This window comes from Pseudomonas sp. Irchel s3b6 (assembly GCF_900187415.1).
Classification (GTDB): Bacteria; Pseudomonadota; Gammaproteobacteria; order Pseudomonadales; family Pseudomonadaceae; genus Aquipseudomonas.
In genome coordinates, this window is sequence record NZ_FYDM01000004.1 from 406,303 (window position 1) to 419,849 (window position 13,547).

Annotated in this window: 15 protein-coding genes; all 15 read right to left on the bottom strand. The window is 61.8% G+C overall.

All coding sequences use genetic code 11. The features are described from left to right. Positions 1-11: 11 nt before the first annotated feature. Positions 12-320 carry an urease subunit beta gene (locus CKW07_RS10240; RefSeq protein WP_095144784.1) on the bottom strand — a complete coding sequence of 103 codons (309 nt, stop codon included), beginning with the start codon at positions 318-320 and terminating at the stop codon, positions 12-14. Continuing rightward, a complete protein-coding gene (locus CKW07_RS10245; RefSeq protein WP_095144785.1) occupies positions 317-850 on the bottom strand; it encodes an N-acetyltransferase in 534 nt (177 codons plus the stop codon). The genes CKW07_RS10240 and CKW07_RS10245 overlap by 4 nt, the downstream gene beginning before the upstream one ends. 6 nt (positions 851-856) lie before the next feature. Continuing rightward, the gene (locus tag CKW07_RS10250) at positions 857-1,390 is read right to left on the bottom strand and encodes a GNAT family N-acetyltransferase (RefSeq protein WP_095144786.1); all 534 of its coding nucleotides are present in this window, start codon (positions 1,388-1,390) and stop codon (positions 857-859) included. Positions 1,391-1,399: 9 nt separating this feature from the next. Continuing rightward, on the bottom strand, positions 1,400-1,702 hold the full coding sequence (ureA, locus tag CKW07_RS10255) for an urease subunit gamma (RefSeq protein WP_095144787.1): 303 nt from the start codon (positions 1,700-1,702) through the stop codon (positions 1,400-1,402). Positions 1,703-1,761: 59 nt separating this feature from the next. Continuing rightward, positions 1,762-2,601: an urease accessory protein UreD gene (locus CKW07_RS10260; RefSeq protein WP_095144788.1), complete on the bottom strand. Its 840-nt coding sequence runs from the start codon at positions 2,599-2,601 to the stop codon at positions 1,762-1,764. Between the two features lie 30 nt (positions 2,602-2,631). Next, positions 2,632-3,330, bottom strand: coding sequence for an urea ABC transporter ATP-binding subunit UrtE (gene urtE / locus CKW07_RS10265; RefSeq protein WP_095144789.1), 699 nt, complete (start codon positions 3,328-3,330; stop codon positions 2,632-2,634). 58 nt (positions 3,331-3,388) lie between these two features. Next, a complete protein-coding gene (gene urtD / locus CKW07_RS10270; RefSeq protein WP_095144790.1) occupies positions 3,389-4,261 on the bottom strand; it encodes an urea ABC transporter ATP-binding protein UrtD in 873 nt (290 codons plus the stop codon). Beyond that, positions 4,258-5,337 (bottom strand): urea ABC transporter permease subunit UrtC, encoded by a 1,080-nt coding sequence (gene urtC, locus CKW07_RS10275; protein WP_095144791.1) that lies wholly within the window; start codon positions 5,335-5,337, stop codon positions 4,258-4,260. Before urtC ends, urtD begins: the two co-directional genes overlap by 4 nt. After that, on the bottom strand, positions 5,337-6,839 hold the full coding sequence (urtB, locus tag CKW07_RS10280) for an urea ABC transporter permease subunit UrtB (RefSeq protein WP_095144792.1): 1,503 nt from the start codon (positions 6,837-6,839) through the stop codon (positions 5,337-5,339). Before urtB ends, urtC begins: the two co-directional genes overlap by 1 nt. A 160-nt stretch (positions 6,840-6,999) precedes the next feature. Further along, positions 7,000-8,265 carry an urea ABC transporter substrate-binding protein gene (gene urtA / locus CKW07_RS10285; RefSeq protein ID WP_095144793.1) on the bottom strand — a complete coding sequence of 422 codons (1,266 nt, stop codon included), beginning with the start codon at positions 8,263-8,265 and terminating at the stop codon, positions 7,000-7,002. A gap of 231 nt (positions 8,266-8,496) precedes the next feature. Further along, a complete protein-coding gene (locus CKW07_RS10290; protein ID WP_095144794.1) occupies positions 8,497-8,919 on the bottom strand; it encodes a hypothetical protein in 423 nt (140 codons plus the stop codon). 285 nt (positions 8,920-9,204) lie between these two features. Further along, on the bottom strand, positions 9,205-10,215 hold the full coding sequence (locus tag CKW07_RS10295) for an iron ABC transporter permease (RefSeq protein WP_095144795.1): 1,011 nt from the start codon (positions 10,213-10,215) through the stop codon (positions 9,205-9,207). After that, positions 10,212-11,171: an ABC transporter substrate-binding protein gene (locus tag CKW07_RS10300; RefSeq protein ID WP_095144796.1), complete on the bottom strand. Its 960-nt coding sequence runs from the start codon at positions 11,169-11,171 to the stop codon at positions 10,212-10,214. Before CKW07_RS10300 ends, CKW07_RS10295 begins: the two co-directional genes overlap by 4 nt. Next, entirely contained in the window at positions 11,168-11,956 is a 789-nt protein-coding gene (locus CKW07_RS10305) for an ABC transporter ATP-binding protein (RefSeq protein WP_095144797.1), read from the bottom strand. Before CKW07_RS10305 ends, CKW07_RS10300 begins: the two co-directional genes overlap by 4 nt. A 182-nt stretch (positions 11,957-12,138) precedes the next feature. Beyond that, positions 12,139-13,521 (bottom strand): PepSY domain-containing protein, encoded by a 1,383-nt coding sequence (locus CKW07_RS10310; protein ID WP_095144798.1) that lies wholly within the window; start codon positions 13,519-13,521, stop codon positions 12,139-12,141. Between the last annotated feature and the right edge of the window lie 26 nt (positions 13,522-13,547).

The following is a 13,547-nucleotide window of genomic DNA, read 5'->3' on the forward strand; positions in this document are numbered from 1 at the left end:
AGGGAGGTCTGTCAGTCGAGGTCACCCATGATCTGCCCGGAAAAACCGAACACCCGCCGATGACCGGCCAGGTCCACCAGTTCGACTTCCCGACTTTGTCCCGGCTCAAAGCGCACGGCAGTGCCGGCGGGGATGTTCAGGCGCATGCCGCGGCTGGCGGCGCGGTCGAAGGTCAGGGCGTCGTTGGTTTCGAAAAAGTGGAAGTGCGAACCCACCTGAATCGGCCGGTCGCCGCTGTTGGCGACGGTCAGGCTCTGGGTGCGACGAGCGACGTTGAGCTCGATGTCACCGGGTGCGATCTGATATTGGCCAGGAATCATTCAGGTTGCCCCAGGGTCTTGAAGTAGATGGCGGTCGGGGTGTAGCGACCGTCCGGGCTTTGGCAGTAGTTGGGCAGTTCACCGACACGGGTGTACCCCAGAGACTGATAAAACGCCTCGGCCGGCGAACCGGCTTCGGTATCGAGGTACAGCAGGCCGCGTTTGTGCTGGCGTGCAGCGAGCTCCAGGGTGCTCATCAGCTGTTGACCAAGACCACGGCGCCGCGCCTCGTACAGCACTTGCAGCTTTTGCACCTCGGCGCGGTTGCGACCATTGGCTTTCTGGCACAGCCCCAGTTGCACGCTGGCCAGGACCTTCTCTTCATCCACCACCACCCACAGCAACAGGCTGCCGCTCTCAAGGTCAGCCTGCAGCGCCTTGATGTAGGCGCGGGCCTGGTTGTCGTCGAGGTCGGCCATGAAGCCAATCGAGGCGCCGTGATTGACGGCATCGAACAGCAGCTCGGTCAGGCCCTGGCGGTAGTGGGCAAAACTCTCGGCATTGACGTGTCGCAGTTGGGCGGCGTTCATGGTGTTTCACTCCTTGTGAAAGACCGGTGGCTGGGCACCGGGGTCGAGGGTCAATTGCATGAAGGTCAGGTCCAGCCAACGACCAAACTTGGTGCCCACTTGGGGCATTTGCCCGGTGATGACGAAGCCTGCCCGCTCATGCAGGCGAATCGAAGCGGCGTTGCCACTTTCGATGGCGGCGACCATCACGTGTTTGCCGCAGTCCCTGGCCCGCTCGATCAGCACTTCCATCAGGCGTGGGCCAAGACCGTTGCTGCGTTGGTCGCTGCGTACGTACACCGAATGCTCGACGGTGTGGCGGAATCCGTCGAAGGGCCGCCAGTCGCCGAATGAGGCATAGCCGAGTACGTTGTGGTCGGCGTCGACGATCACCAGGACCGGGTAGCCCTGGGCTTGGCGGGCGACGAACCAGGCCTGGCGATTGTCCAGGTCCACGGCCTGTTCGTTCCAGATGGCCGTGGTGTTCAGGACCGCATCGTTGTAGATGTCACGGATCGCCGGCAGGTCGTCATGCAGGGCGTCGCGGATGTGAAAAGTCATGGCGCGGTCTCAGGCGATGGGTTGGTGGACGGTGACCAGTTTGGTGCCGTCGGGAAAGGTGGCTTCGACCTGGATCTCCGGGATCATTTCCGGGATGCCTTGCATCACCTGTTCGCGGGTCAGCAGGGTGGTGCCGTAATGCATCAGCTCGGCGACTGTCTGGCCGTCACGTGCGCCTTCGAGCAGCGCCGCGCTGATGTAGGCCATGGCTTCCGGGTAGTTGAGTTTCACGCCACGGGCCAATCGTCGTTCGGCAACCAGGCCGGCCGTGAAGATCAGCAACTTGTCTTTTTCGCGTGGGGTCAGGTCCATGGGCAATCCGTCAGGGCAGATAAAAAATGGTGGTCTGCAAATGCAGGCAACAGCATGAGTCAGGTGCTCCATATTCTTGGCGGCACCGCTTCGCGGCCGAGCAGGGCCGGGCGAAGCAACGTCCATAATGCAATTAGCCAGTTCCGTGCCAGCAGTGCCTCACTGGCCAGGCAGCGGGCGACCAACAGCCCGGGCAGCTGGGTCAGATCGCCGCGCACGTCGCTGGCCAGCGAGCGGCATTGTTCGAGCAGTTCAGTGTCAATCTCTCCGGTCACCAGCAAGGTCGCCCAAACCGGTGAGCCGTCCAGCCCGATCGGCGAATCGAGCAGTCCATCCCCGCCGACAATGCGCTGACGTTCATGCCAGAGCAACTGGCCGTCGCGGCGGATATCGAGTCGTGATTGAAAGTGCCCGCACGCGAAGCGTTCGCCACTGGCCGGACGCCCCAGAGCGACCACATCCCAATAGAACAACCGGGCATCGCCTTGCAGATCGATCCGGGCGGCGAGTTCGGCCTGGGCGGCGCTGAAGACGATGGTTTCCTGCGGCAGCCATTCCAGTGTGGCGCCAGCGGCCACCTTCACGTCGAGCTGCTGATAGGCGGGGGTAGCGGCGCGATACCACTTGGCGGCGCCGGGGCTGGTCAGTTGCGCCCAGGCGTCGGTACCGACGTTGACGCTGACATCCAGTCGATCACCGCCGGCAATTCCGCCCGGCGGGTGCACGATGATGTGCTGGCATACTTGCGGGCCCTCGGCGTACAGGTGTTTTTGCACCCGCAGCGGGCCTTTGTGACGGCGTTGAACCGGGCGCGTGCTGTCGCCGAGTCGGGCGTAGCCGAGCTCCAGCTCGGCGTGCCAGTTGGGGGTGAACACGGTGTCAGGGGCAGCGGCAGTCATCATTTCTCATTATCGTCAGGAGGCTTCAGGTTAGATCGTTACCAGCCCGCGTACACCCTCGGTTTCCATGTTTGCTCCGCGACCTTGCTGGAGGATTTCACCCCGGGACATCACCAGGTACTGATCGGCCAGTTCGGCGGCGAAATCGTAGAACTGCTCCACCAGCAAGATCGCCATGTCACCGCGAGCCGCGAGCTGCTTGATCACCGCGCCGATCTCCTTGATCACCGACGGCTGAATGCCTTCGGTGGGCTCATCGAGGATCAACAGGCGCGGCCGACTGGCCAGTGCCCTGCCGATAGCCAGTTGTTGTTGCTGGCCACCCGAGAGATCACCCCCCCGGCGTTGCTTCATTTGCAGCAGCACTGGGAACAACTCGTAGATGAACGCCGGTACTTCCCGGGCCTCTTTGGCGCCGAAGCGAGAAAGCCCCATCAACAGGTTTTCTTCCACGGTCAGGCGACCAAAGATCTCCCGGCCTTGCGGCACGTAGGCGATGCCGGCATGTACCCGCTGGTGCGGCTTGAACCCGGTGATGGTCTTGCCTTCCCAGTTCACGGAGCCGTCCGAGGCCGGCAGCAGGCCCATCAGGCATTTGAGCAAGGTGGTCTTGCCCACGCCGTTGCGTCCGAGCAGGCAGGTGACCTCACCGACCTTCGCCTCAAACGTCAGGCCCCGCAGGATGTGGCTACCGCCGTAGTACTGGTGCAGTTTTTCGACGTGGAGCATGTTCGAATTCTCCTCAATTCCCTGTAGGCGCGGGCACGCTCGCGCCTACCGTTAGCCATCAGCGGCCCAGGTACACCTCGATCACCCGCTCGTTGTCCTGCACCTGCGCCAGCGACCCCTCGGCCAGCACGCTGCCCTGGTGCAACACGGTGACGTGGTCGGCAATCGAGCCGACGAAGCCCATGTCGTGTTCCACCACCATTAGCGAATGCTTGCCGGCCAGGCGTTTGAACAGTTCGGCGGTGAATTCGGTTTCGGCGTCGGTCATGCCGGCTACCGGCTCATCGAGCAGCAGCAGTTGCGGGTCTTGCATCAGCAGCATGCCGATTTCCAGAAACTGCTTCTGACCGTGGGACAGCAAGCCGGCCGGGCGATTGACTGAAGCCGTCAGGCGAATGGTGTCCAGCACTTCGCTGATGCGGTCTTTCTGCTCGCCCGTGAGCCTGGCCCGCAGGCTGGCCCACACCGACTTGTCGGTGTTCTGCGCCAGCTCCAGGTTCTCGAACACGCTCAAGGCCTCGAACACCGTCGGCTTCTGGAACTTGCGGCCGATCCCGGCCTGGGCGATCTGCACTTCGTTCATTCGTGTCAGGTCCAGGGTTTCACCGAACCAGGCCTTGCCGTGGCTGGGACGGGTCTTGCCGGTAATCACGTCCATCAGTGTGGTTTTGCCGGCGCCGTTGGGGCCGATGATGCAGCGCAGTTCACCGACGCCGATGTACAGGTTCAGTGCGTTGAGTGCCTTGAAGCCGTCGAAGCTGACGCTGATGTCTTCCAGGGTCAGGATTGTGCCGTGGCGTGTGTTGAGGCCGGGGCCGACACGCTGGCCGAGGCCGATGGCGTCACGGCTGCTGCCGGCGTCCTTGTTCGGCTCCAGGGGCGGGAAGAAGGCTGGTTCCAGCATGAATTCGGCGCTCGCTGTCACTCTCATTGCTCACCTCTTTTCTTCAACAGACCGATCACGCCTTTGGGCAGGTACAGGGTCACGATGATGAATAGCGCACCGAGGAAGAACAGCCAGTACTCGGGGAACGCCACGGTGAACCAGCTCTTCATGCCGTTGACCACACCGGCACCGAGCAACGGCCCGATCAGTGTGCCGCGCCCTCCAAGGGCCACCCAGACCGCCGCTTCGATGGAGTTGGTGGGCGACATCTCGCTCGGGTTGATGATCCCGACTTGCGGTACATACAGTGCACCGGCCAGACCGCACAACACCGCGCTCAACACCCACACGAACAGCTTGAAACCGCGCGGGTCGTAGCCGCAGAACATCAGGCGGTTCTCCGCATCGCGCAGGGCGGTCAGCACCCGGCCGAATTTGCTCCGTGCCAGGCGCCAGCCGATGTACAGGCTGGCCACCAGCAACAGCACCGTGGCCAGAAACAACACGGCGCGCGTCCCGGGTTCGGTGATGCCGAAGCCCAGGATCGTGCGGAAGTTGGTGAAGCCGTTGTTGCCGCCAAAGCCGGTTTCGTTGCGGAAAAACAGCAGCATCCCGGCGAAGGTCAGGGCTTGGGTCATGATCGAGAAGTACACACCCTTGATCCGCGAGCGGAAGGCGAAGAAACCGAACACCAACGCCAGCAGACCCGGTGCCAGCACCACCAGGCACAGGGCCCAGATAAAGCTGCTGGTACCGGTCCAGTACCAGGGCAGTTCGGTCCACGACAGGAAGGTCATGAATGCCGGCAGGCCATCGCCCGACGCTTGGCGCATCAGGTACATGCCCATGGCGTAACCACCGAGGGCGAAGAACAGGCCGTGCCCGAGCGATAGCAGGCCGGCGTAGCCCCAGACCAGGTCCAGCGCGAGGGCGACGATGGCGTAGCAAAGGATTTTGCCCACCAGGGTCAGGGTGTAGGCCGAGACGTGCAGCGTATTGTCGGCGGGCAACAGCGAGAGCAATGGCAGCGCGAGCAGCAGTCCGAAAATCACTGCGCCGACGGCAATCGTCACGCCGGGACCGGCTTTTTGTGTGGCGGTAACGAGCAGGGGCTGGTTCATCAGTCGATCACCCGTCCTTTGAGTGCGAAGAGGCCTTGCGGACGTTTCTGGATGAACAGAATGATCAGCGCGAGGATCAGGATCTTGCCGAGTACGGCGCCGATCTGTGGCTCGAGAATCTTGTTGGCGATGCCAAGGCCGAAGGCGGCGAACACGCTGCCGGCCAACTGGCCGACACCACCCAGCACCACCACCAGGAATGAGTCGATGATGTAGCTCTGGCCGAGGTCAGGACCGACGTTGCCGATCTGGCTGAGCGCCACGCCACCCAGGCCGGCGATGCCCGAGCCGAGACCGAAGGCGAGCATGTCGACGCGTCCGGTGGGCACGCCGCAGCAAGCAGCCATGTTGCGGTTCTGGGTGACCGCACGCACGTTCAGACCCAGGCGGGTCTTGTTCAGCAGCAGCCAGGTCAGCACCACGACAAACAGGGCAAAGGCAATGATCACGATACGGTTGTACGGCAGCACCAGGTTGGGCAAAACCTGAACGCCCCCCGAGAGCCACGCCGGGTTGGCGACTTCGACGTTCTGCGCACCGAACATCAGACGCACTAGCTGAATCAGCATCAGGCTGATGCCCCAGGTGGCGAGCAGGGTTTCCAGCGGGCGGCCGTAGAGATGGCGAATCACCGTACGCTCCAGCGCCATGCCGATCCCGGCGGTGACGAAAAACGCCACGGGCAGAGCGATCAGCGGGTAGAACTCGATGGCATTCGGGGCGAAGCGCTGGAGCAGTATCTGCACCATGTACGTGGAGTAGGCGCCCAGCATCAGCATCTCGCCGTGGGCCATGTTGATCACCCCCAGAAGACCGAACGTGATGGCCAGTCCCAAGGCCGCCAGCAGCAGGATCGAGCCGAGTGACAGGCCGCTGAAGGCTTGGCCAAGCAGTTCACCCATCAACAGCTTGCGCTTGACCTGGCCCAGGCTGGTTTGCACGGCGGTGAGCACGGCGGCATCGGCTTCGACGCCGGGTTCGAGCAAGCCTTCAAGACGGGTGCGGGCCAGCGGATCGCCTGTTTCACCGAGCAGTCGGACGGCGGCCAGACGCACGGTCGGGTCGCTGTCCACCAGTTGCAGGTTGGCCAGGGCCAGGCTCAGCGCGGCTTTAACCGATTCATCGTGTTCGCCCGCCAGTCGCTGGTCGAGGAATTTCAGTTGCGCCGGTTTGGCACTTTTTTGCAGGTGTTGCGCGGCCGCCAGACGGACTCTGCCGTCGAGGGAGAGCAATTGATGGCTGGCCAGCGCGGTGTCGATCAGACCTCGCAGGCGGTTGTTCAGGCGCAACGTTTTGGCTTGGCCATCGACCATCAACTGCCCTTGTTGCAGGGCGTTGATCAACTCGATACGTGCCGGATCGGGTTGCGCGGCCCAGGCTTCCAGCAGCCTGGCCTGCTGTGCGGGATTGGCCGCGGCGAAATCCTCAGCGTCGCCAGCCTGTACCGCCAGAGACAGCAACAGCAGGCAAGCGAGGATCAAGCGGTAAAGAGGGGTGGGCATATCAGTGGCCTTGCGCGGACTTTGTGGGAGCGGGCTTGCTCGCGAATGCTGTGTGTCAGTCACATCGTTGCTGGATGTGCCGCCGACTTCGCGAGCAAGCTCGCTCCCACAGGGGTTGTGTCGGGTCCTGGCGTGGTGTTCAGGCCCGACATCCAGTGGCTTAGTTGCTCTTGACCGCGTAATCCGGCTTCTTGTCGTTACCGACAATGAACGGGCTCCACGGCTCGGCACGGATCGGCCCTTCGGTCTGCCACACCACGTTGAACTGGCCGTCGGCCTGGATCTCGCCAATCATCACCGGCTTGTGCAGGTGATGATTGGTCTTGTCCATGGTCAGGGTGTAGCCGGACGGCGCGGCGAAGGTCTGGCCAGCCAGGGCTTCGCGGACTTTGTCGACATCGGTGGACTTGGCTTTCTGCGCCGCTTGCGCCCACATGTGGATGCCGACGTAGGTGGCCTCCATCGGGTCATTGGTCACCGCTTTGTCGGCGCCCGGCAGGTTGTGTTTCTGGGCGTAGGCTTTCCAGTCGGCGACGAACTTCTGGTTCACCGGATTCTCCACCGACTCGAAGTAGTTCCACGCCGCGAGGTTGCCCACCAGTGGTTTGGTGTCGATGCCGCGCAGTTCTTCTTCGCCGACGGAGAAGGCCACGACCGGGACGTCGGTGGCTTTCAGGCCCTGGTTGGCCAGCTCTTTATAGAACGGCACGTTGGAGTCGCCGTTGACGGTGGAGATAACCGCCGTCTTGCCGCCGGCCGAGAATTTCTTGATGTTGGCGACGATGGTCTGGTAGTCGCTGTGACCGAAGGGGGTGTAGACCTCTTCGATGTCCTTGTCGGCAACACCCTTGGCGTGCAGGAACGAGCGCAGGATTTTGTTGGTGGTACGCGGGTAGACGTAGTCGGTACCCAACAGGAAGTAGCGCTTGGCACTGCCGCCTTCTTCGCTCATCAGGTATTCAACGGCCGGGATCGCTTGCTGGTTTGGCGCGGCGCCGGTGTAGAAGACGTTTGGCGACATCTCTTCACCTTCGTACTGCACCGGATAGAACAGCAGACCATTGAGCTCTTCGAACACCGGCAACACCGACTTGCGCGACACCGATGTCCAGCAGCCGAACACCACCGCGACCTTGTCCTGGGTCAGCAACTGGCGGCCCTTTTCGGCGAACAACGGCCAGTTCGATGCAGGATCCACCACCACCGCTTCCAGCAGCTTGCCATTGACCCCGCCCTTGGCGTTGATCTCGTCGATGGTCATCAGCGCCATGTCCTTGAGCGACGTTTCAGAGATCGCCATGGTCCCTGACAACGAGTGCAGGATCCCGACCTTGATGGTCTCGGCGGCCTGGAGGCTCCAGGTCATACCCATCGCGGCAATGCTTGCCGATAGTGTGAAAGCCTTGATCAAGCTACGACGCTTCATTGTGCGATCTCCATGAACTCTTGAGTTTTCTTGGTGGGCAGATGCGGACGACTGAAGGGTCTTTAGCAAAGGCTGTGCCCGGTCGGGCAAAGGCAGGTAAATGTCGGGTTAGAGCGTCTATGCGTTAAATGGGCGCACCATGAGAGGACGTGTCGAGTGTGCGGGTGCAGCGAGGTGCGCCAGATTGGTGCTGTTCATGGCACTCCATACTGGCGCGGGAGCTATAAGTGATTAACCTTTGACGCAGGTTTCCACGCCGTAACCGCCGCCTTGGTACTCGGGGGCGTAGTAGTGTTTGGTGAAGGAGACTTTTCCGTTAGGAGTCGAAGTGATCTTGGCGATACCGACTGCATAATCTTTTGGTATCGGATCCGTATATGCAAAGTAGGTCGCCAGTGCGTTCATGTTGGCGATAGCAAAACCGTCGTATCTGGAGTTGTCGACCAGGGTCAAAGTAAAACCATACGCTCCGTGTTCACCCGTACTTTGCCTCGGATCGAGTTTCATCTCGACAACACCTTTGTATTCGCCGACATGACTGTCCATGCCGGTGCATTCATATCGACCGCTGTAATCAGTGCCGGTGAAGGGCGGCTGTTCCGCCCAGGCGGGTGCCGAAAGGAATGCGATGGATACGATGATTTTCTTGAGCATGTTGATCTCGCGTTGTTTTTGTAGGGAATATGATTATTAAGTTGTAGGAAGTTGTTTTTTGGTGTGTGGATGTAACTAAGTATTCGTTTAAATAGTCGGATTATGAGTTTTAACTTTTTAATTGTTTAGTGTTGACTTAACACAAGATTTTTCGTGGTTGCGAGGTGATTGTTTGCCACAACAAATGGTGGATGGCACTCCAGGAGTATCCCTTCGGATCGATCATTTTTTTGCCGGGATGAGTTGTCATCCGGTCGTGCAATCGGGCAGTGGTGATGTGTGGCGTTAGCGCCTGCGCATCAACCCGATGAAGAACAGTCCGCCAATCGCCGCCGTGGCCACGCCGATGGGCAAGTCCTCGGGGGCGATCAAGGTGCGCGACGCGACGTCGACCCAGACCAGAAATACACTGCCCAGTAATACGCATACCGGCAGTAAACGCCGGTGTTCGGCGCCGACCAGGCGCCGGGCGATGTGCGGCACCATCAGTCCGACAAAACCGATGGAACCGCTGATGGACACCAGCACCCCGGTCATCAGCGAGGCAATCAAGAACACCTGTAAACGCACCGTGCGAGCGTTCAGGCCCAGGGTCACGGCAGTCTGTTCGCCGGCCATCAAGGCGTTCAGTGGCCGGGCCATGCCCACCAGCAGTGTCAGCCCGAGCGCTACGCAGGCGGCGGGCAAGGGGAGCAGTTCCCAGCGTGCCAGGCCCAGGCCGCCGAGCATCCAGAACATCACGGCCGAGCTTGCGCGGTGATCGCCGAGAAACAGTAGCAGGTTGGCGACGGCCATCATCACGAACGACACCGCCACTCCGCACAGCAGTAAGCGGTCACTGTCGAGCCGGCCGTTGCGATTAGCGATGGCCAGTACCATCAGCATGCTCAGCAGTGCGCCGGCGAACGCAGCAATGGGCAAGGTCAGCAGGCCGACGATCTCACCCACATGGAGGATCACGATCACGGCACCCAGAGTGGCGCCGGAGGTCACGCCCAGCAAGTGCGGGTCGGCCAGCGGGTTACGCGTGACCGCCTGCAGCACCGCGCCGATCAGCGCCAGGCCGCCGCCCACCAAGGCGCCGAGCAGCATGCGCGGTACGCGGATCAGCCAGACGATGTGTTCGTGACCGGCGCTCCAGTCCACCTCGCCGATACCGAACGCCTTGTGCAGCACGATCCCCCAGACCACGTCCACCGGCACCCGTGCCGAGCCAAAGCCCAGCGACACCACGCACGAGACCAGCAACAGCGCGCCCAGCGCGGTGAGCAGCCAGGCATAACGATGGTTGATCATGTGCCCAGGAAACCCTTGGCCAGGGTTTCCACCGCCAGCACGTTGTCGATCCCCGGCGTGGCTTGCACATAAGGAATGACGATGAAGCGCTTGTGCTTGATCGCGTCCACCGATTGCAGGGCTTTGTTGTTGAGCAGGAACTGCTGTTTTTGTTCGGCGGTGACTTCGCCATAGTCGACGATCACGATGACCTGGGGATTGCGCTCCACCACGGTTTCCCAATTGACCCGGGTCCAGCTCGCGTCAACGTCGTCGAGAATGTTTTGCCCGCCGGCCGCGTCGATCAGCGCTTGTGGCATGCCCAGGCGGCCCGACGTCATGGCGCGGTCTTCACCGCTGTCGTAGAGGAACACCCGAGGCTTTTCGGCAGGCAGGTGTTTGCGCGCCGCAGCCACTTGCGCCTGCATGTCGGCGATCAACTGGTTGGCGCGGTCCTGCACGTCGAAGATTTTGCCGAGGTTGCGCAGGTCGTTGTAGGTGTCGTCGAGGCTGGCCGCCGGGCGCTTCATCACAAAGGCACAGGACTCGGTCAGCTCATAGACGTTGATGCCCAGCGGGCCGAGGGTGTGTGGGGTCAGGTCGCCGCCGATGCGCATGCCGTAATCCCAGCCGGCGAAGAGAAAGTCGACATTGGCGTTGAGCAGGGTTTCCACGGACGGGTACTTGGCCGCCAACTCCGGCAGGTCATCGAGGATGCTCTGCATCGGGGGCGTGACGGCTTTCCAGCCACTGATACCGCTGTAGCCGACCATGCGCGGCTTGAGGCCCAGGGCGAGCATCATCTGGGTCATGTTGATGTCGTGGCTCAGGGCGTGCCTGGGGGCTTGCTCGAAGATCACTTCGCGGTTGCAGCTCTGAATGGTCAACGGATAGTGCGTCGCTTCGGCGAACGCCTGGGCGCTGCCCAGCAGCAGGGCGACGAAGAGGCTGGAGCGGAGCAGGGTAGGCAGGGTCATGGTTGGGTTATCCAGGTGATTCGCGGGTAGCCGGACAGCGGATGTTCATCGATCAGCGCCTCGACCCCGAACACGTCTCGCAGCAGGGTGGCAGTCAGCACGTCTTTGGGCGTACCGCTGGCGACGATGCGTCCGTGGTTCATCACGTACAACCGATCGCAGAATGCGGCGGCCAGGTTCAGGTCATGGATGCTGGCCAGGACGCCGATCTGCAAGCGCTTGACCCGTTGCAGCAGCTCCAGCTGATAACGTGGATCAAGGTGGTTGGTCGGCTCGTCGAGGATCAGCAGTTGCGGTTGCTGGGCCAGGGCGCGGGCGAGAATCACCCGCTGTTTTTCACCTCCGGACAGTGTGGCGAAGGCGTGGTCTTCAAAGCCCTTGAGGCCCACCGATGCCAATGCCTGTTCGGCGATGCGCCGGTCTTCAAGGGTATCGCCATCGAACAGACCCTTATGCGGGGTACGTCCCATGGCGACCACGTCATCGACCGTCAGGCCAAAGGTATCGGGAAATTCCTGCAGCACTACGGCGATGCGTTGCGCACACCAGCGTGACGACTGCTTCCATACGTTGTGATGGGCCAGCTCAACCTCACCGGACTCCGGTTTCGTGAAACGGTAGGCGCAACGCAGCAGGCTGGTCTTGCCGCTGCCGTTGGGCCCGATCAGGCCGACGAATTCCCCGGCACCCACGTGCAGACTGGCCTCTCGCAGCTGGAACTGGTGATGGCAGTGGCCATGGCCCAGGGGTGTCCAGGCCAGTCGGGTGAGGTTCAGCGAGGTCATGCCATTTCCCTATGATCGTTCCCACGCTCGCGCGTGGGAACGCTTCTATGGACGCTCTGCGTCCGCCTTTGGGACGCGGAGCGTCCCGGGCTGCATTACCACGCGGAGCATGGGAACGATCAAGCAACCGCTCTGCAGCCGGGCATTCTACAGCTCCGGCCGCCGCGCGCATCTCGCGGTGTTCAGGATGAAGATGAAGCCGATTCAGTCTGGTGACCAGCGCGCATCAGCAGCACACGGTCCAGAAGCCACACCACCACCAGCGATGCCCCCACCAACGGGAACATCACGGCCAGGGCCAGCATGATCAGCACTCCGGTTTTCCAGGTCGGCAGGTCATGGCGCAGCGGCGGCACCCCGAACTTGCCCAGGGGACGACGCTTCCACCAGATCACCACACCGCTGATGGCGCTGAGCAGGATCATCAGGCAGATCAGCAGGATGACGATCTGGTTGAACAGGCCGAACATTTTGCCCTCGTGCAGCATCACTCCCAGTTCCGTGGCGCGTGCGACGTTGCCGTAGTGCTCCCAGCGCACATCGGCGAGGACTTCGCCGCTGTACTGGTCGACATGCAGGGTGGCGTCGTTGCGCGGGTCGTCGGCAAACACTGCGATGGTGAACACGCCGCTGGCGGTGCTCGGGAAAGTGATGCTGTAACCCGGTTCGACCTGGCGTTGCCCGGCAATGTCCTGCACATCCTGCAGGCTGATGGTTGGTGCTGCCGGTGCAGTGCTGGCACCGCCGTGGGCCATGTGTTCGGCATGGTCGCCGGACATCGGCATCGGCGTGTTTTCCATGGCCCAGGGTACGGTCTGGCGGGTGGCGGTGTTGAGGCTGCGCGCTTGTTCGTCGGACTTGGGCACGTTGTCCCACATCGCGGCAGGGAAGCGGTTCCAGACTTCAGCGTATTTCGCGCCCCAGAAACCGGTCCAGGTCATGCCGCTGAGCAGCATCACCAGCAGCAGTGCGGCGCCCCAGAATCCGGTGACCGCGTGCAGGTCACGCCAGAGCACGCGGCCTTTGCTGCTCAACCGTGGCCACAGAATTCCGGCGCCACCCTTGCCTCGTGGCCACCACAGGAAGACGCCGGACACTACCAGCACGATGCCCCAGCCCGCCGCCATCTCGATCAATCGATCGCCGACGGTGCCGATCATCAGCTCGCCATGAATGGCCCGGGCGATGGCTTGCAGGTTGTTCTTCGCGTCCTGCTCGCCCAGGACATCGCCCTGATACGGGTCGACGAACACGTTCAGTTCGCTGCCAGCGTTTTTCACGACGAATTGCGCGCTGCGTTCGGCGTTGATCGGCGGCAGGTACTGGGTGACCTGGCCTTGTGGATAAGCCGATTGCACACGGTTGAGCAGCGTGTCGGCGCTGAGGCTGTGATGGCCGGCCGGCACATTCATCAGGCTGCCGTACATCAGTGGGTCGAGTTGCGGCTTGAACAGGTAAATGATGCCGGTCAGGGCCAGCATCACCATGAACGGCGCGACGAACAGTCCGGCATAAAAATGCCAGCGCCAGGCCAGGTTGTAGAAGTTCGGTGTGGGTTGCTTCATTACATGTGCTCCGCTGGGCTTGGATC